The sequence below is a fragment of the Streptomyces sp. MI02-7b genome (genome assembly GCF_033793585.1).
Lineage (GTDB): Bacteria > Actinomycetota > Actinomycetes > Streptomycetales > Streptomycetaceae > Actinacidiphila.
Window position 1 is genome coordinate 1 of sequence record NZ_JARAWX010000044.1, and the last position, 17,915, is coordinate 17,915.

At 71.4% G+C, this 17,915-nt stretch carries 16 protein-coding genes; 7 read left to right on the forward strand and 9 right to left on the reverse strand.

Annotated features, from left to right (window positions below; genetic code table 11):
- Positions 1 to 274: 274 nt before the first annotated feature.
- Entirely contained in the window at positions 275 to 1,054 is a 780-nt protein-coding gene (locus PV364_RS39060; protein WP_319665736.1) for a GntR family transcriptional regulator, read from the reverse strand.
- A 225-nt stretch (positions 1,055 to 1,279) separates the two neighbouring features.
- On the opposite strand from PV364_RS39060, the gene PV364_RS39065 reads away from it, so the two are divergent.
- From PV364_RS39065 to PV364_RS39090, 6 genes are all read left to right on the forward strand, one after another.
- Positions 1,280 to 2,557, forward strand: a complete 1,278-nt coding sequence (locus PV364_RS39065; protein ID WP_319665698.1) for an extracellular solute-binding protein — start codon at positions 1,280 to 1,282, stop codon at positions 2,555 to 2,557.
- Positions 2,558 to 2,659: 102 nt separating this feature from the next.
- The gene (locus PV364_RS39070; RefSeq protein ID WP_319665699.1) at positions 2,660 to 3,628 is read left to right on the forward strand and encodes a sugar ABC transporter permease; all 969 of its coding nucleotides are present in this window, start codon (positions 2,660 to 2,662) and stop codon (positions 3,626 to 3,628) included.
- 5 nt (positions 3,629 to 3,633) lie between these two features.
- Entirely contained in the window at positions 3,634 to 4,521 is an 888-nt protein-coding gene (locus PV364_RS39075) for a carbohydrate ABC transporter permease (protein WP_401977136.1), read from the forward strand.
- Entirely contained in the window at positions 4,518 to 6,041 is a 1,524-nt protein-coding gene (locus tag PV364_RS39080) for a glycoside hydrolase family 3 protein (protein WP_319665700.1), read from the forward strand. Before PV364_RS39075 ends, PV364_RS39080 begins: the two co-directional genes overlap by 4 nt.
- 50 nt (positions 6,042 to 6,091) lie before the next feature.
- A complete protein-coding gene (locus PV364_RS39085; RefSeq protein WP_319665701.1) occupies positions 6,092 to 7,162 on the forward strand; it encodes an SIS domain-containing protein in 1,071 nt (356 codons plus the stop codon).
- A gap of 545 nt (positions 7,163 to 7,707) precedes the next feature.
- A complete protein-coding gene (locus PV364_RS39090; RefSeq protein ID WP_319665738.1) occupies positions 7,708 to 9,156 on the forward strand; it encodes a sensor histidine kinase in 1,449 nt (482 codons plus the stop codon).
- Between the two features lie 133 nt (positions 9,157 to 9,289).
- Here the strand turns inward: PV364_RS39090 and PV364_RS39095 are convergent, their stop codons facing one another.
- Positions 9,290 to 9,547, reverse strand: coding sequence for a WhiB family transcriptional regulator (locus PV364_RS39095; protein ID WP_018563321.1), 258 nt, complete (start codon positions 9,545 to 9,547; stop codon positions 9,290 to 9,292).
- 318 nt (positions 9,548 to 9,865) lie between these two features.
- Positions 9,866 to 10,834 carry a diacylglycerol/lipid kinase family protein gene (locus tag PV364_RS39100; RefSeq protein ID WP_319665702.1) on the reverse strand — a complete coding sequence of 323 codons (969 nt, stop codon included), beginning with the start codon at positions 10,832 to 10,834 and terminating at the stop codon, positions 9,866 to 9,868.
- Between the two features lie 70 nt (positions 10,835 to 10,904).
- On the opposite strand from PV364_RS39100, the gene PV364_RS39105 reads away from it, so the two are divergent.
- Entirely contained in the window at positions 10,905 to 11,324 is a 420-nt protein-coding gene (locus PV364_RS39105; RefSeq protein ID WP_319665703.1) for a hypothetical protein, read from the forward strand.
- Between the two features lie 19 nt (positions 11,325 to 11,343).
- On the opposite strand, the gene PV364_RS39110 is transcribed toward PV364_RS39105, so the two are convergent.
- From PV364_RS39110 to PV364_RS39135, 6 genes are all read right to left on the reverse strand, one after another.
- Positions 11,344 to 12,273 carry an RNA polymerase sigma factor SigF gene (locus tag PV364_RS39110; protein WP_401977137.1) on the reverse strand — a complete coding sequence of 310 codons (930 nt, stop codon included), beginning with the start codon at positions 12,271 to 12,273 and terminating at the stop codon, positions 11,344 to 11,346.
- Positions 12,274 to 12,316: 43 nt separating this feature from the next.
- Positions 12,317 to 12,730, reverse strand: coding sequence for an anti-sigma regulatory factor (locus tag PV364_RS39115; RefSeq protein ID WP_319665704.1), 414 nt, complete (start codon positions 12,728 to 12,730; stop codon positions 12,317 to 12,319).
- A gap of 206 nt (positions 12,731 to 12,936) precedes the next feature.
- On the reverse strand, positions 12,937 to 13,446 hold the full coding sequence (locus tag PV364_RS39120; protein ID WP_319665705.1) for a GNAT family N-acetyltransferase: 510 nt from the start codon (positions 13,444 to 13,446) through the stop codon (positions 12,937 to 12,939).
- Positions 13,447 to 13,456: 10 nt separating this feature from the next.
- A complete protein-coding gene (locus tag PV364_RS39125) occupies positions 13,457 to 14,347 on the reverse strand; it encodes a 1-aminocyclopropane-1-carboxylate deaminase/D-cysteine desulfhydrase (protein ID WP_319665706.1) in 891 nt (296 codons plus the stop codon).
- 51 nt (positions 14,348 to 14,398) lie between these two features.
- Positions 14,399 to 17,152, reverse strand: a complete 2,754-nt coding sequence (locus tag PV364_RS39130) for a SpoIIE family protein phosphatase (protein WP_319665707.1) — start codon at positions 17,150 to 17,152, stop codon at positions 14,399 to 14,401.
- An 84-nt stretch (positions 17,153 to 17,236) separates the two neighbouring features.
- Positions 17,237 to 17,863 (reverse strand): histidine phosphatase family protein, encoded by a 627-nt coding sequence (locus PV364_RS39135; RefSeq protein WP_319665708.1) that lies wholly within the window; start codon positions 17,861 to 17,863, stop codon positions 17,237 to 17,239.
- Positions 17,864 to 17,915 lie beyond the last annotated feature (52 nt).

Consider the following 17,915-nt stretch of genomic DNA (forward strand, 5'->3'; position numbering starts at 1 on the left):
GAGCCGACCCAGAGCATCGCGACGAACGGGATGACGAGGCAGACGCCGGCGATCACACGGGTGGGGGTGACCACCGGCGGCCGGACCGGAGTTCCGGTTGGTTGCTCGGACATTGCTGCGGCTCCGTCCTGATCTCACTCCTGTGTAATGCGCACGAAATCTAGGTCAGGCACCGGCGCACGTCACTACCCGTTCGTATTGCGGTATGGAAACGATCTCGACGGGCTGGAACCAGACGGGAACCATCCGGGAACTTCCCGGCATCCTCCCGGGATTACGGCCGCCGCAGCCGCGCCACGAACTTGTAGCGGTCACCGCGGTAGACCGAGCGCACCCACTCCACCGGCTGCCCGTCGGTGTCGAGGGAGTGCCGGGACAGCAGCAGCATCGGCAGGCCCACGTCGGTGCCGAGCAGCCCGGCCTCGCGCGGTGTGGCCAGCGAGGTCTCGATGGTCTCCTCCGCCTCGGCCGGACTTACGTCGTAGACCTCGGCGAGCGCGGTGTACAGGGAGGAGTACTTGGCCAGGCTGCGGCGCAGCGCGGGGAAGCGCTTGGCCGACAGGTGGGTGGTCTCGATCGCCATCGGCTCGCCGTTGGCCAGCCGCAGCCGTTCGATGCGCAGGACGCGCCCGCCGGCCTTCATGTCGAGCAGTTCGGCCAGCCGGTCGTCGGCGGTGATGTAGCCGATGTCCAGCAGCTGCGAGGTGGGCTCCAGGCCCTGGGCGCGCATGTCCTCGGTGTACGAGGTGAGTTGCAGCGCCTGGGAGACCTTCGGCTTGGCGACGAAGGTGCCCTTGCCCTGGATGCGCTCCAGCCGTCCCTCGACGACCAGTTCCTGCAGGGCCTGGCGCACGGTGGTGCGGGAGGTGTCGAACTCCGCCGCCAGGGTGCGCTCCGGGGGTACCGGCGAGCCGGGCGGCATCGTCTGCGTCAGTTCCAGCAGATGGCGCTTGAGCCCGTAGTACTTGGGCACCCGGGCGGTTCGTCCGGCCGCGGTCGCCGCGGGCTCCGCGGACTCCGTTACCGCGTTACCGGCCTCGCCGTCGCTGTCCATCGCCCCTGCTCCCGTGTGCTGTCGTGCTGCCGTCACCGGCTCCTCCGTCATTCGCGGCTCACATCGTGGCACGGCCAGGGCCCAAATCGCGTTACGGGCCCAGATGTCGGTCCGGTAACGGACGCGACCGGTGCTCTTATACACCCTTGACACCCCCAAAGGTCTAGGCCAAGCTTCGGGCACTGGTCTACACCACTTGGTACTCACTGCCCTGGGGAGGGTGTTGTGAAGCGCAAGCTGATCGCGGCGATCGGTGTCGCAGTCATGGTCGCCGGCGTTGCGGCCTGCGGTTCGGACGACAAGGGCTCCGACAAGGCCGCCGCGCCCAAGGAGATCACCGTCTGGCTGACGGTCGACGCACAGAAGAACTGGCCCGAGCTGGTGAAGCAGGCGGACGACGCCTTCACGGCCGCGCACAAGGGCGTGAAGATCCACCACGAGTACTACGAGTGGACCGCCAAGAACCAGAAGCTCGACGCCGTGCTCGCCACCAAGAAGGTGCCGGACGTGGTCGAGATGGGCAACACCGAGACGCTCGGCTACCTGGTCAAGGGCGCGTTCGCCCCGATCGACAAGAGCAAGTTCGAGAACTCCGGTGACTGGCTGGACGCCCTGGAGGGCTCGGTCACGTACAACGGCAAGACCTACGGCGTGCCTTACTACGCCGGCGCCCGCGTCGGCACCTGGCGCAAGGACGTCGCCAAGGCGGCCGGTGTCACCAAGGCCCCGACCACCTGGGCCGAGCTGACCGACGCGCTCGACAAGATCCAGAAGAAGAACGGCGACAAGTTCTCCGCCTGGTACCAGCCCAGCCGTGACTGGTACACCGCGCTGGCCTTCGTCAAGGACGCCGGCGGCGACGTCGCCAAGGAGGACGGCGGCAAGTGGACCGCCTCGCTGTCCGACCCCAAGTCCATCGAGGGCCTGAAGACCTGGAAGGGCGTCCTCGACAAGTACTTCCACGGCGACAAGAACAAGGACGAGTCCGACCGTTACATCGTCTACGGCCAGGGCAAGTCCGCGCTCATCTACGGCGCCAGCTGGGAGGGCGGCGCGGCCGCCGACCCGAAGACCGACAAGACCGGCAAGCTCAAGGACAACCTGGAGACCTTCGCGCTGCCCGGCCCGAACGGCGACCTGCTGCCGAACTTCATCGGCGGCTCCGACCTGGTCATCCCCGCCAAGTCCGGCGCGCAGGACCTCGCCGCCGACTGGATCAACGACTTCACCGACACGGCCGCCCAGAAGGTCCTGATCTCCAAGGGCAACCTGCCCAACGCCAAGTCCCTGCTCGCGCCGCTGAAGGACGACCCGGCCACGGCCGCCTCGGCCCGCGCCAACGAGAACACCTGGTTCGTCCCGACCGCGCCGGGCTGGCTGCAGGTGGAGAAGAAGCAGATCCTGCAGAACATGCTCAACGACATCGCCGTCGGCAAGGCGTCCATCGAGGACGCGACGAAGTCCGCCGACGACCAGATCAACGCGGTGATCAACGCCGGCTGACCGGTGGCCGGGGCAGCACAGTGATCGACGCCGGCCGGCCGCCCACGGGCGGCCGGCCCCGGTGCGCGAACGCCAGGGACTGGAGTAGCCGAGGAGCACATGATGAGTGCCGTTGACACACCGCTCGACAAGGTGCCGCTCGCGCGGCCGCCGGCGGGACCGGGCCGCAAGCCGCGCCGACTGGGCGGGGCCGCGCTTCCCTGGGCCCTGCTCGCACCGACCATCGGCGTTCTGGTGCTGGTCCTCGGGTACCCGCTGGTCCGGCTGGTCACCCTGTCCTTCAAGCAGTACGGGCAGGCCGAGCTCTGGCAGGGACTGCCCGGCGACTGGCAGGGATTCGCCAACTACACCCACGTGCTCGGCGATTCGGAATTCTGGGCCGTCGTCCTGCGCACTCTGCTCTTCACCGTCGCGGCGGTGCTGCTCACCCTCGTCCTCGGGATGGCGGTGGCGCTGCTGCTGCAGCGGGTCTCGCCCTGGATGAAGACGCTGATCAACATCGCGCTGGTGGCGAGCTGGGCGATGCCCATCGTCGTCGCCATCACCGTCTTCAAGTGGATGTTCGACAGCGACTACGGCGTCCTCAACTGGCTGCTGAGCCGGCTGCCCGGGGTCGACTTCAGCGGTCACAACTGGTTCACCGACACCCGTCAGGGCTTCCTCGTCATCACCCTGATGGTGGTCTGGGGCGCCATCCCCTTCATCGCCATCACCCTGCACGCCGGCCTCACCCAGGTGCCCAAGGAGCTGGAGGAGGCCGCCCGCATGGACGGCGCCGGCCCGGTCAAGGTCTTCCGGCACGTCACCCTTCCGGTGCTCAAGCCGCTGATCGTCATGCTGACCACGCTGTCGGTCATCTGGGACATGGGCGTCTTCCCGCAGGTCTTCCTCATGCGCGACGGCCACCCCGAGCCCGACTACCAGGTGCTCACCACCTACTCGTACGACCAGGCCTTCGTCGCCAACGACTACGACGCGGGCGCGGCCATCGCCGTCATCACCGTGCTGCTGCTCCTCGGCGTGATGGCCGTCTACATGCGCCAGATGCTGAAGATCGGAGAGGTGGAGTGACGACCGTGCTCGACACCGCCCCCGCCCCGGCGGCCCCGCCCGCCTCCCCGGCCCGCCGCGTCGGCCGGCGCCCGCGCCGCAAGGGACGCACCGTCTACAACCTGCTCGGCCTGCTGGTCGTGGTGGTCACCGGCTTCCCGGTCTACTGGATGCTGAACACGGCGTTCAAGCCGGCCAAGGACGCCATCGACCCGAACCCCAAGTTCTTCCCGACCAGCCTGTCCTTCCAGAACTTCTCCGACGCCCTCGACATCGGCGACTTCTGGGGCTCGGTCGGACGCAGCCTCATCGTCTCCGGCTCGACGGTGGGCCTCGGCCTGATCATCGGGCTGCTGGCGGCGCTGGCCATCTCGCGGTTCGTCTTCCGCGGCCGCAAGGCGGTCATCGTCGCGATCCTCGCCGTCCAGATGGTGCCGCTGGTCGCGATGATCATCCCGGTCTTCCTGCTGCTCAACCAGATCGACCAGATCGACAGGCTCTCCGGTCTGGTCATCACGTACCTGACCTTCATCCTGCCCTTCACGGTCTGGACGCTGCGCGGCTTCATCGTCAACATCCCCAAGGAACTGGAGGAGTCGGCGATGGTCGACGGCTGCACGCGCATGGGCGCGTTCCTCCGGATCGTGCTGCCGCTGCTCGCCCCCGGCCTCGTGGCCACCTCGATCTACGCGCTCATCCAGGCCTGGAACGAGTACCTCTACGCGATGCTCATCATGAGCCAGGAGCACCAGACGGCCACCGTCTGGCTGGGCAACTTCGTCACCTCGCGCGGCACGGACTACGCGCCGATGATGGCGGGTTCGACGATGATGGGCGTTCCTGTGGTGATCTTCTTCCTGATCGTGCAGCGCAAGGTCGCCGCCGGCCTGACCGCCGGGGCGGTGAAGGGATGACCGAGACCTTGAGTCAGATCCCCGACGGCACCGCGGACGCCGAGGACCTCGCGCGGGACGCCCTGGCCGTCCTGCAGCCGGGCTTCCACGGCACCACCGCCCCCGAGTGGCTGCTGCGCCGGCTCGCCGAGGGCCTGGGCTCCGTGGCGCTGTTCGCCCGCAACATCGAGTCGCCCGGGCAACTCGCCGCGCTCACCGCGCAGCTGCGCGCCGTGCGGCCCGAGGTGCTGATCGCCGCCGACGAGGAGGGCGGCGACGTGACCCGGCTGGAGGCACGCACCGGCTCCTCCTTCCCCGGCAACCTCGCACTCGGCGCGGTCGACGACACCGCCCTGACCCGCGACGTCGCCGCCGAGCTGGGCCGCCGGCTGGCCGCCTGCGGGGTCAACCTCAACTGGGCGCCCTCCGCCGACGTCAACTCCGACCCGAACAACCCGGTCATCGGGGTGCGGTCCTTCGGCTCCGAGCCGCTGCTCGTCGCGCGGCACACCGCCGCCTACGTCGAGGGGCTGCAGTCCGCGGGCGTGGCCGCCTGCACCAAGCACTTCCCCGGGCACGGCGACACCTCCGTCGACTCCCACCACGCCCTGCCCAAGGTGGACGTGGACCCGGACACCCTGCACTCCCGCGAACTGGTCCCGTTCCGCGCCGCCCTGGCCGCCGGGACCAAGGCCGTGATGAGTGCGCACATCCTCGTCCCGGCCCTCGACCCGGACCGCCCGGGCACGCTCAGCCCCGCCGTCCTGACCGGGCTGCTGCGCGACGGGCTCGGATACGACGGCCTCATCGTCACCGACGGCATCGAGATGCGCGCCATCGCCGACACCTACGGCGTCGAGCGCGGCACGGTGATGGCGATCGCGGCCGGCGCCGACGCCATCTGCGTCGGCGGCGGCCTCGCCGACGAGGAGACCGTGGTCGCGCTGCGGGACGCCATCGTCGACGCGGTGCGCGCCGGCGAACTTCCCCGCGGGCGGCTCGCCGACGCGGCCGCCCGGGTGCGGGCACTGGCCGCCTGGACCAGGGGCGCGGCCGGCTCCGCCGCCGGCCCCGCGCCGGACCCCGAAATCGGCCTCACGGCGGCTCGGCGCGCGCTGCGCGTGACCCGGACCGAGGAGTACCTGCCGATCGCCGAGGCGCCCTACGTCGCCGCGTTCACCCCGGTCGCCAACATCGCGGTCGGCGCCGAGACGCCGTGGGGGGTGGCCGCCGAACTGGACCGGCTCCTGCCCGGGACGGTGACCGGCACCTTCCGCCAGGGCGATGCTTTGACCGCAAATGTGCTCCGGTCCGCGGCGAACCGTAGGATCGTCGCAGTGGTCCGTGACGTGCACCGTCACCCGTGGATGGCCGAGGCGCTGGGTGCCCTGCTCGCCGCCCGGCCGGACACGGCGGTGGTGGAGATGGGCGTCCCCCAGGCTCCGCCCTCCGGCGCGCTGCACATCGCGACCCACGGCGCGGCCCGCGTGTGCGGGCGAGCGGCCGCGGAGGTCATCGTCGGCAAGGACGCCGACGCCTGACCGCCCCGGAGGCGCCACCCGTTCCAGAGACCGACCTGGAGGCTTCCAGAATGTCCGCCCCGACTCCGACCCAGCAGCCCCCGATGCCGGGCCGGATCATGTCCGGCGAGATGGCCGAGCAGCCCGCCGTGCTGCGCCGCATCCTCGAGGAGGGCGCGCCGCGCATCCGCGAGATCGCCGAGCAGATCGCCGCGCGCGGGCCGCGCTTCGTCCTGCTCACCGCGCGCGGCACCTCCGACAACGCGGCGCTGTACGCGAAGTACTTGATCGAGGTGCTGCTCGGCAAGCCGGCGGGCCTGACCTCCATGTCCACCACGACCGCCTACGGCGCCCGCCCGGACCTCACCGACTGCCTGGTCATCACCGTCAGCCAGTCCGGCGGCTCTCCGGACCTGGTGGCCTCCACCCGCGCCGCCCGGGAGGCCGGCGCGATCACCCTGGCGGTCACCAACAACGCCGACTCGCCGCTGGCCGAGGTCTCCGAGTTCCACATCGACGTGCTCGCGGGACCGGAGAAGGCGCTCCCGGCGACCAAGACGTACACGGCCGAGCTCCTCGCCCTCTACCTCTTCGTCGAGGGCCTGCGCGGCGGCGACGGCAACGCCGCCAAGATCCTCCCCGAGCTGGCCGAGCAGATCCTCGCCCGCCGTGACGAGGTCAAGGCGCTCGCCGGCCGCTACCGCTTCGCCGAGCGCCTGGTGCTCACCTCGCGGGGCTACGGCTACCCGACCGCGAAGGAGGCCGCGCTGAAGCTGATGGAGACCAGCTACATCCCGGCTCTGTCCTTCTCCGGCGCCGACCTCCTGCACGGTCCGCTGGCCATGGTCGACAACGTCTCGCCGGTGATCGCCATCGTCACCGAGGGCAAGGGCGGCCAGGCACTGCAGCCGGTCCTCGACCGGCTCCGCGGCCGGGGCGCCGACCTCGTCGTGATCGGCAACCAGGCGTCCGTGGAGGCCGCCTCCGCCGGCTTCGTGCTGCCGACCGCGGAGGTGGCCGAGGAGGTCCAGCCGATCCTGGAGATCCTGCCGCTGCAGATGCTGGCCTACGAGGTCACGATCGCCCGCGGCCAGGACCCGGACGCGCCGCGCGCCCTGGCGAAGGTGACCGAGACGCACTGACGCCGTCCCGTCCCGCGCCCCGGCCCGTGGGCGCGGAGGGTGGGGGAATCCTCCCGCCCGCCGCGTCCACGGGCTTTTCACGTGCCGGGCCGGCGCCGAACGTCAAAGCTGTGAAGCCGCGCCGTCTGACATACCCGGGGCGACCGTGGAGGCGGCGCGCGGACAGCGGGAAGCCGGGGGAGGCGAAGGCGCGAAGGGCGCCGGAAACCACTTCGGGCCGCGGCGCCGGAACGGGACCCTCAACCCGTCCAGCACCGCAGCCCGGAGCTGCTGTCGGCGCCGTGGCACGCGGGCTGTGCGGTCCCGCGGCCCGCTAGGGCCGACTCGTGAGGCCTGGCGCAGTCAGGGCAGAGAGCGCCCCGGCCTCGCTCCACCCTTCTGTGCGGGAAGGGCGGAAGTTCAGTTGTTCACGTCAATTCTGGACTAGACCATTATCCGTTGTCCATAAGCTGACGCAGTCAGATCATAGGGGCTCGAAGGCCTTTGTGGGGGACTGGATGTCAGCGCTTGCCATGAGCGCGGGTACGCTCATTTGCGTGCCCTCCATGAACGATCTCGTACGCCAGCACACCGACCTCGACGATTCCGATCTCGAGTGGCTCCATCTGCTGGTGTCGGAGTGGCAATTGCTCTCGGACCTCTCCTTCGCCGATCTCGTTCTGTGGGTCCCCACCAGCGACGGCACGCGCTATGTCTCCGTCGCGCAGATGCGTCCCAACACCGGGCCCACCTCCTACCAGGACGACATGGTCGGCCATCTCGTCCCGCGCGGCCGCCGCCCGATGCTGGACGCGGCGCTCGACGAGGGCCGGATCGTGCGGGAGGGCGACCCCGAGTGGCGCGAGGAGGTGCCGGTACGGGTCGAGTCGATCCCCGTGCGCCGGGCCGGGCGGGTCCTCGGGGTGATCGCGCGCAACACCAATCTGCTCACCGTGCGCACCCCGAGCCGGCTGGAGCTCACCTATCTGCAGAGCGCGTCCGACCTGGCACAGATGATCGCGGCGGGCACTTTCCCGTTCCCGTCCGAGCAGGTCGACATGGACGCGTCGCCGCGCGTCGGCGACGGACTGATCCGCCTCGACGCCGAGGGCATCGTCCAGTACGCCAGTCCCAACGCGCTCTCCGCCTACCACCGCCTCGGCCAGGCCGCCGACCTCGTCGGCCACCACCTGGGGGCCGCCACCGCCGAGCTGGCCCCCTCGCGCGGCAAGAGCCACGAGGCGCTCGTGACCGTCGCCAGCGGGAAGGCGCCGCGCGAGACGGAGATCGAGGGCAACGGCGGGGTCATCCAGCTGCGCGCCATCCCGCTGAGCCCCAAGGGCGTCCGCAGCGGCTCGCTGGTGCTGCTGCGCGACGTCACCGAACTGCGCCGCCGCGAGCGGGAGCTGATCACCAAGGACGCCACGATCCGGGAGATCCACCACCGGGTGAAGAACAACCTCCAGACGGTCGCCGCCCTGCTGCGGCTGCAGGCCCGCCGGATGGACTCCGACCAGGGGCGTGAGGCGCTGGAGGAGGCGGTGCGGCGGGTCGGCTCGATCGCGATCGTGCACGAGACCCTGTCGCAGAACCTGGACGAGCGCGTCGAGTTCGACGAGATCGCCGACCGCGTGCTGGCCATGGTCGCCGAGATCTCACCCGGTCGGGTCACCACCCGGCGCGCCGGCCGCTTCGGCATCCTCAGCGCGGACGTCGCCACCCCGCTGGCGATGGTCCTCACCGAGCTGCTGCAGAACGCCCTGGAGCACGGATTCGGTCCCACCGAGCAGGGCTCGGTCGAGGTCTCGGCGGAGCGGCGCCAGGGGAAGCTGGCGATCGCGGTGCGCGACGACGGCCGCGGGCTGCCCGAGGGCTTCGATCCGCAGCGGGCGGGCAACCTCGGTCTGCAGATCGTACGGACCCTGGTGGTGGGGGAGTTGGGCGGCACCTTCGACATGGTCCCGGCCGAGGAGCGCGGCACGAAGGTGGTGCTGGAACTCTCCCTGGAGAGCTGAACGCCCGTCGCGCGACCGGCCGCAAGGAACGCGAAAGCCCCGGCTGCTCGGGCGAGCTGCCGGGGCTTTTTGCGTCGCGATGCTGCGCGGTTCGGAGGTGCTGCGCGCTGCGGCTCGGGGGTAAGCGAGTGCGTCAGGCGCTGGCGTTGCGGGCGCGGTTGCGGGCGGCGCGGCGCTTCATTGCGCGACGCTCGTCCTCGCTGAGGCCACCCCACACGCCGGCGTCCTGGCCGGTCTCGAGCGCCCACTGCAGGCACTGCTCCATGACGGGGCAGCGGCGGCAGACGGCCTTGGCTTCCTCGATCTGCAGCAGCGCAGGACCGGTGTTGCCGATAGGGAAGAAGAGCTCAGGGTCTTCTTCGCGGCAAACGGCGTTGTGACGCCAGTCCATGGCTGCTCCATCTCCTTGTATTGCTTGCACGTTGCTTGTGAATGTGAACGCTTTCACGAATCCCCAGACACGACACGGGACATCGCCCAGTCTCCTGGGTGCGGTCCCGCGGGGGTGTGGTGAGGATTCCGGCTACTGAGGACGCCCGAAGAGCGGCTGTCCCGATCGCCAAGAAGAGACTCGCAAACCTGGGCTGCGGATACAACCCCTTCCGGAAACTTTTTTTTGATTCCTCGGTGTCGGCTCGGTCACAGCCGTACTTCCATGGGGTGCAGGGCAGCCTAAACGTTCGAGTGGAAGGACTTTATGTCCTTCTGCTTACACAATCACACGCAGTGCACGGCGTACGCCTGAGAAGGTTGCGCTGATTCGCAGTCCCAGGTGGTCTCCGTCCACCTGGAACGGCAGTGGCGCCTGCGAATGCAAGGTGAAGTCCGTCAGGTCGTGCAGCGAGGTCGCGTGCTTGCCGTGCGGCCCCCGTTCGGGGGTCGACCGCAGCAGCTGGGTGGCGATGCGGGTCACCGCGGTGGTCGACAGACGGGACAGCCCGAGCACGTCCAGGGCGGTGTCGAAGGATGCCCGCGGTGACGCGTAGACCGGGCGATTGCCCAGGTAGGTCCAGGGGGCGGTGTTGCAGACTATGGCGATCGCCAGGCCGGTGACCGGGTCCTCGCCCGGCTGCTCCAGCGTGATCGACCCGCCGCGGCGGGAGGGCTCGGCGAGGAACTGCCGGAGCATCTGCCGTATGTAGAGCGCGTGTGTCGAACGCTTGCCGAGCTCCCGCTGCTGTTCGACCCGGCCGACGACGCCCGCGTCGAAACCGAGGCCGGCGCAGAAGGTGAACCAGCGCGCCGGCACGCCCTCGTCCGCCGTGCCCGGCGTGCCGCTCACCCGGCCCAGGCCGACCGTCCGCGAGCTGCCCTCGCGCAGCGCGTCCAGCAGGGCGCCGGTCGCCTCCACGGGGTCGTTGGGCAGGCCGAGGGCGCGCGCGAAGACATTGGTGGAGCCTCCGGGCACCACGGCGAGCTTCGGCAGCCCCTCCGGGTCGGGGCCGTTGTGCAGCAGCCCGTTGACGACCTCGTTGACGGTGCCGTCGCCGCCCAGGGCCACGACGAGCTCGATCTCGCCGCCCTCGGCGGCCTGCCGTGCGAGGTCGCGCGCATGGCCCCGGTACTCGGTGGCGGCCACCTCCAGCTTCAGGTCGCTGGCCAGCGCGTGCGCGAGCACGTCGCGGGTACGGGCGCTGGTGGTGGTGGCGGCGGGATTGACCACGAGGAGAGCGCGCATGACCGCCAGGGTACCTACCGGGCGGTACCGCCCCGTACTCCCGGTGGAGCCGGGCGGCTACCCTGCTGGGGTGAGTGGCAAGGAGAACCCGGTGCGCCCGGGCCGTACGCGCCGCCTCGCGGCGGCCGCCGCGGTCGCGGCACTGGAAGGCGCCGCGCTGGCGGCGTGGGGCATCACGATGGTCGTCCTCGGCCTCGTCGGCAACCCCGACAGCCCGCGCCAGGCCGAGGCCGGCGGCCTGACGGTGCTGGCCCTGGCGGCCATGCCCCTGGCGGCGGCCTACGGACTGTGGCACGCCCGCCGCTGGAGCCGCGGACCCGCCCTCATCATCCAGCTCGTCGCGCTGCCGGTCGCCTGGACGATGGCGCAGAACGGCGGCGTGATGATCGCCGCGGGCGCCGCACTGGGCGCCGCGGCGATCGCCGAGCTGGTGCTCCTCGTGCACCCCGCCGCCACCGAGGCCCTCGGCATCGCCGCCACCGAGGGCTAGCCCCGCGGCCCGGCGGCCGTCACTCCTCGACGAGCAGCTTGTCGCGCAGCTGCGCCAGGGTGCGGGCGAGCAGCCGGGAGACGTGCATCTGGGAGATGCCGACCTCCTGGGCGATCTGCGACTGCGTCATGTTCCCGAAGAAGCGCAGCAGCAGGATCTTCTTCTCGCGCGGCGGCAACTGCTCCAGCAGCGGCTTGAGGGACTCCCGGTACTCCACGCCCTCCAGGGCGTCGTCCTCGGCGCCCAGGGTGTCGGCGACGGCCGGCGACTCGTCGTCGGTGTCGGGGACGTCGAGCGAGAGGGTGCTGTAGGCGTTCGCGGATTCGAGGCCCTCCAGGACCTCCTCCTCCGTGATCTTCAGGTGCTCGGCCAGCTCGTGGACGGTCGGGGCCCGCCCGTGCCGCTGGGAGAGCTCGCCGGTGGCGGTGGTCAGCGCCAGGCGCAGCTCCTGGAGCCGCCGCGGGACGCGCACGGCCCAGCCCTTGTCCCGGAAGTGCCGCTTGATCTCGCCGACGACGGTGGGGGTGGCGTACGTGGAGAACTCCACCCCGCGGTCGACGTCGAAGCGGTCGACGGACTTGATCAGGCCGATGGTGGCGACCTGGGTGAGGTCGTCCAGCGGCTCGCCGCGGTTGCGGAACCGCCGGGCCAGGTGCTCCACCAGCGGCAGGTGCATGCGCACCAGCCGGTTGCGCAGCTCGGCGCGCTCCGGCGAACCCGGCGGAAGCTTGCCCAGCTCCACGAAGAGCGCACGCGCCCCGGCCCGGTCGTGCGGGTCGTGGTGCTCGTGCTGCGCCTGCTGCTCCTGCTCCATGCGACCCGCCTGATCCGCCTGATCCGTCTGCTCGGGCGCGTCCTTGTCGTCGGGACGGTCCGCCGGTCCACTGCCGGGGTGGGGCCGTGCCTCGTCCTGTCGCGCCGCAGGGGCGGGTACGGGGCGGCCCCTCACCCCGGGCGTACTGCCTTCCAGATCGTTCACGGCGATTCCCCCGTTACAGCTGTCCCGGTCCGGCACCGCGCTTCTTGTGCAGGGCGATGCTCACGGTCTTGTCCTCGGCCACGCTGGAGTCCACCTCGCCCGCCAGGGCGGAGAGCACCGTCCAGGCGAAGGTGTCGCGCTCCGGGGCGCGGCCGTCGGTCGTGGGAGCCGACACGGTCACCCACAGTGCGTCCCCGACCAGGCGGAAGACGCAGCTCAGCACGGACCCCGGGACGGCCTGCTGGAGCAGGATCGCGCACGCCTCGTCAACGGCGATGCGCAGGTCTTCGATCTCGTCGAGGGTGAAGTCCAAGCGGGCCGCGAGACCGGCGGTCGCCGTACGCAGCACCGAAAGATAGGCCCCCGCCGCGGGCAGCCGGACCTCGACGAAGTCCTTCGACCCGGGCTCGCCTGCGATCTCGGACACCCTCACCTCCAAGGTGGCACTCGCACTGCCCTCATCGGCACTGCACTGATCTGGTTCGGTTCGCCAGCGACGCTATCGCGATCCGTGCCCCGGTGTCGCCCGGACGGAGCACGGCCGCCGCCATGAATGAGCCCCGGCCCGGCACCCCATGACTGTCACCCATAGTAGGCGCATGCGCACGCACCGTGGGTAGGGGGCGAGGGGTCTCAATTCGAAAGAGAAGTCGCTTTGTTGACACGTGCCTGCTCCGCGAGGGTGCGCAGCGGTTCGCCGGTCAGCCGCTGCACCGTCCATCCGTCCTGCGGACGGGCGCCCATCGCACGGTAGAACGCGATGGACGGCTCGTTCCAGTCCAGTACGGACCACTCGAAGCGCTCGTAGCCCCGCTCGACGCAGACGGCGGCCAGTTCGGCGAGGAGTGCCTTGCCGTGGCCGCCCCCGCGTGCGGAGGGGCGTACGAACAAGTCCTCAAGGTACACGCCGTGGGTGCCGGTCCAGGTGGAGAAGTTCAGGAACCACACGGCGAAGCCCACCACGGCGCCGGTGTCGTCGTCCTCGGCGATGAACGCGAAGACCGCCGCCCCGGGTCCGAAGAGCGCCTCGTGGAGCTGCGCCGGGGTCGCCCGCGCGCTGTCCGGCTCCCGCTCGTACTCCGCGAGTTCGCGGATCATCGCGTGGATCTCCGGGATGTCTTCGGGCGCCGCGGATCGGATCATGCGGCCAAGGCTAACCGCTCGGCCGGCCCGTCACGACGGCCGCGACGACCGTCCCCTCGGTGAAGGCGCCCTCGCCGGCCAGCGTGAACAGCCCGTGCAGCATCTTGGCGACGTACACGGGGTCGGGCACGAAGCCGTGGCGCGCGCCGAAGTCCTCCGCGAAGGCGTCGAGGGCGGGGGTGCGGCGCGCGTAGCCGCCGTGGTGGAACCGCTCCTCCAGGTGCCAGTCGCCGCGCGGCCCGCCGAAGGCCGCCTCCTGGAGGCGGGCTATGTCCTCCCGCAGGAATCCGCCCCCCTTGAGGACGGGGAAGCCGATCGCCCGCTGCCCGGGGCCCAGCCCCGCCGCGAGCCCCGCCAGGGTGCCGCCCGTGCCGCAGGCGACCCCGACCACGTCCGCCGCGCCGCGCAGTTCCTCGCCGAGTGCCACGCACCCTTGTGCGGCCAGGGCGTTGCTGCCGCCCTCGGGGACCACATAGGCGGGGCCGAACCGCTCCAGCAGTGCCGCGAGGACCTCGGGCTCGTCCTTGCGGCGGTAGGTCGCGCGGTCCAGGAAGTGCAGGCGCATCCCGTCGGCGGCGGCACGGGCGAGCGAGGGGTTCAGCGGGCGCCCGGCGAGCTCGTCGCCGCGCACCACGCCGACGGTCGCCAGTCCCAGCAGGCGGCCCGCCGCGGCGGTCGCGCGCAGGTGGTTGGAGTAGGCGCCGCCGAACGTCAGCAGCACCCGGTGTCCCGCGCCGGCCGCGGCGCGCAGGTTGAGGTGGAGCTTGCGCCACTTGTTGCCGGGCACCTCGGGGTGGATCAGGTCGTCCCGCTTGACCAGCATGCGCAGGCCGCGCCCCGTCAGCCGCTCGTCGCCGGTCAGCTCGACGAGGGGGGAGGGCAGCCGGACATCCGCGATCACCGCTTCATTGTCGCGGCACCCGAGGGGCGCGCGGGACCCGGGCGGGGGCTGTCAGGGGGCCGCCGCGTCGAGGGCGTCCGGCAGCCCCACGGCGGCCTCCCCGGCGTCCCACGCCGGCAGCGGCTGCTCGGCCCACAGGACCTTGCCGCCGGGGGTGTAGCGAGTGCCCCAGCGCTCGGCGATCTGGGCCACGAGGAACAGGCCGCGGCCGCCCTCGTCGGTCGTGGCCGCGTAGCGCAGGTGTGGCGAGGTGCTGCTGCCGTCGGAGACCTCGCAGGTCAGGGCCCGGTCGCGGAGCAGCCGCACGGAGATCGGCGGGGAGCCGTAGCGGATGGCGTTGGTAAGCAGTTCGCTGACGATCAGCTCCGCGCCGAAACTCAGCTCGAAAAGGCCCCACTCCTCCAGTCGCCCGGTCACCGCCGCCCGCACGCCCGCGACGGCCGCGGGGTCGATCGGCACGTCCCATTCACTGACGTGATCCGCGGGGGTCCGGCGGGTCCGGGCGATCAGCAGGGCCACGTCGTCCTTGGGCCGGCCGGGCAGCAGCGCGTCGAGCACGGCCTGGCAGCTCTCCTCCGGTGGCCGCTTCGGCCGGGCCGCCAGCGCCGCGCGCAGCATCTCCATGCCCACGTCCAGGTCGCGCGTGCGGTCCTCGATGAGGCCGTCGGTGTACAGCACGAGCTGGGTGCCCTCGGCGAGCTCCAGCTCCGCGGTCCTGAACGGCATGCCGCCCAGCCCCAGCGGCGGGCCCGCAGGAAGGTCGGGGAACTCCACGCTGCCGTCGGGCCGCACCAGGGCGGGCGGGTGGTGCCCGGCCCGGGCCATGGTGCAGCGCCCGGTGACCGGGTCGTAGATCGCGTACAGGCAGGTGGCCCCCATGACCCCGGCGCCGACCTCGGTGTCCGACTCGTCCTGGTCGATGCGGCCGACGAGGTCGTCCAGGTGGCACAGCAGTTCGTCCGGCGGCAGGTCGAGGGTGGAGAAGTTGTGCACCGCGGTGCGCAGCCGGCCCATGGTGGCGGCGGCGTGCAGTCCGTGGCCGACGACGTCGCCGACGACGAGCGCCACCCGGTTGCCCGGCAGCGGGATCACGTCGAACCAGTCGCCGCTCACGCCAGACTGCGCCGGCAGATAGCGGTGGGCGACGTCCAGGGCGCTCTGTTCCGGCAGGGCGCGCGGCAGCAGGCTGCGCTGCAGGGTGACGGCCAGAGCGTGCTCACGGGTGTAGCGGCGGGCGTTGTCGATGTTGATGGCGGCGCGGGCGACCAGCTCCTCGGCGAGCGAGAGGTCCTCCTCGTCGAAGGGTTCCGGTTTCTCCGAGCGCCAGAAGTTGACCACCCCCAGGACGACGCCGCGGGCCTTGAGCGGGGTCGCGACGAGGGAGTGGATGCCGTAGCGGACGACGTCGCGCGTCCGCTCGGGGTCCTGGGCGAGCCAGCCGGGGTCGTTGCCGAGGTCGGTCACCAGCTCCGAGCGTCCGGTCCCGAAGCCGCGCGCCTGGGGGGTGGAGGGCAGGAAGTCGATCAGCTTGCCCAGCGGGTACAGCGGGGCGTCGCCGTGGATGCCGCAGACGGCGGTGCGCCGCATGTCGACCGCCTTCCCGCCGGTGGGCTCCTCGCCATGCAGGACGGGGTCGGCCAGGTCGACGGTCACGTAGTCGGCGAAGCGCGGGACCGCGACCTCGGCCAGCTCCTCGGCGGTCCGGACCACGTCGAGGGTGGTGCCGATGGCCAGGCCCGCGTCGTAGAGCAGTTTGAGGCGTTCGCGGGCGACCTCGGCGCGGCCGGCGAGGGCCTGGAGCTCGGTGGAGTCGCGCAGGGTCACCACCGAGCCCGTCAGGTCGCCGGTGGCGTTGGTGCGCCGCTGGTTCACGGCCAGCAGGCGGTCGCCGGCCGGGAGGAACTCGTCGGTCGCCTCGCGACCGGAGGTCAGCAGCTCGACCATGGCGGGCTCGAGGTCCGCCAGCTCGGTGACGTACCGCCCCTCGGCGTCGGCCGGCAGGTCGAGCAGGCGTTCGGCCTCGTCGTTGACGAGCAGCAGCCGGCCGTTGCCGGCGACGATGAGCACGCCCTCCCGGACGGAGTGCAGCACCGTGTCGTGGTGCTCGTACATGCGGCTCATCTCGACGGGGTCCAGGCGGTGGGTCTGCCGTCGCAGCCGTTTGGAGATGAGCGCCGTCCCGGCCATGGCCAGGGCGAGCGCGGCGGCGCCCGCGCCGAGGATGATCGGCAGTTGCCGGTTGACCACGACGGTCACGTTCGTGACCTTCATGCCGGCCGACACCAGGCCGACGATCCTTCCGTGCGGGTCGTCGACGGGGTCGTGGACCGGCACGACGGCCTGCACCTCGTGGCCGAGCGGGCCGTGGACGCTCTCGGTGTGGATCCGGCCGTGCAGCGACGGCTCGATGGTGCCGACGAACCGCTGGCCGATCCTCGCCGGTATGGGGTGCGTGTAGCGGATGCCGTGGGTGTCCATGACGACGATGAAGTCGACCCCCGCCTCCTTGCGGGCCAGCTCGGTGACCGGCTGCAGCACCTTGGAGGGGTCGGGGCCCTTCAGCGCCTCCGGCAGCCCCGGGGAACGCGCGAAGACGCGCGCGGCCGCGACGGAGCGGTTGACGGCCTCGCGCTCGCTGTCGTGCCGCGACTGCAGCACCAGCGCGAACATTCCGCAGACCACGAGCAGCACGACCACCGCCACCTGCAGGATGAACACCTGCCCGGCGACGCTACGGGGACTCTTCTCGCTCAGTGACCGCACCGGTACGCCCCGAATCGGCCGAAAAAGTCGACCATGTCGCATTTCTAGCACTGAGGGTGGGGCGCTGCCAGAGCCGGAGGGGCCGTCGGCGCGCCCCCCGGCACCGCGGGGCGCGCGCGGACGGCCTCAGAAGTGCAGCTCGGCGGGGAAACCCGTCCAGCGCAGTTCCTCGGGAAGGTGGCGCATGTCGTTGTAGAGCACGACGGAATGCGGACGTCCCGGCGTGTAGCGGATGACGGTGAGGGCGGCGTTGGCGTGGTTGAGGCCGAGCCAGCGCCACGGCGGCGCGTCGAGTGCCGCCGAGACCAGCCGGCCGATGAGGAAGTTGTGGGTGACCACGAGCTCGTGCGTGGCCTTGCCCGCGGCGGGCGGCCCGGTGAACCGGGCCAGTGCCTCCCGCGCCAGCTGCGGTCCCCACGCGCGGTCCTCCGGGCCGAAGCGGTCCAGGAACCGGGAGAGGTAGTACGCGCTGTCGGGGGGCAGCTCGGATTCCTGCGGGAAATAGGGCGGGTAGTCGCCGGCCAGCTCGTTCGCCTCCACGGGCACCGCGGCGCCCAGCCGCTCGCCGATGAGCGCGGCGGTCTGCGCGGCCCGGGGGAGCGGGCCGTGGTGGACGGCGGCGATCGGCGTTCCCTTGAGGCGCGCGCCGAGGAGTTCCGCCTGCCGGAAGCCGTTCTCCGTCAGGCCGCTCTCGTCGGGCAGCGCCTCCGCGTGGCGGGTCAGATAGAGGTAGCGGCTCGCCGTGCCGGTCATGCCGGGCCCCTCTCGGGTGTCGGGGATGCTGGGCGTGGAGACGTCCCCCGCA

Bases quoted from the DNA above. Each gene is read 5' to 3' on its own strand.
- PV364_RS39090 (WP_319665738.1), top strand. From the start codon at position 7,708: ATGAACGATCTCGTACGCCAGCACACCGACCTCGACGATTCCGATCTC.
- PV364_RS39120 (WP_319665705.1), bottom strand. From the start codon at position 13,446: ATGATCCGATCCGCGGCGCCCGAAGACATCCCGGAGATCCACGCGATG.
- PV364_RS39095 (WP_018563321.1), bottom strand. From the start codon at position 9,547: ATGGACTGGCGTCACAACGCCGTTTGCCGCGAAGAAGACCCTGAGCTC.
- PV364_RS39060 (WP_319665736.1), bottom strand. From the start codon at position 1,054: ATGGACAGCGACGGCGAGGCCGGTAACGCGGTAACGGAGTCCGCGGAG.
- PV364_RS39135 (WP_319665708.1), bottom strand. From the start codon at position 17,863: ATGACCGGCACGGCGAGCCGCTACCTCTATCTGACCCGCCACGCGGAG.
- PV364_RS39085 (WP_319665701.1), top strand. From the start codon at position 6,092: ATGTCCGCCCCGACTCCGACCCAGCAGCCCCCGATGCCGGGCCGGATC.
- PV364_RS39130 (WP_319665707.1), bottom strand. From the start codon at position 17,152: ATGCGACATGGTCGACTTTTTCGGCCGATTCGGGGCGTACCGGTGCGG.
- PV364_RS39080 (WP_319665700.1), top strand. From the start codon at position 4,518: ATGACCGAGACCTTGAGTCAGATCCCCGACGGCACCGCGGACGCCGAG.
- PV364_RS39070 (WP_319665699.1), top strand. From the start codon at position 2,660: ATGAGTGCCGTTGACACACCGCTCGACAAGGTGCCGCTCGCGCGGCCG.
- PV364_RS39100 (WP_319665702.1), bottom strand. From the start codon at position 10,834: ATGCGCGCTCTCCTCGTGGTCAATCCCGCCGCCACCACCACCAGCGCC.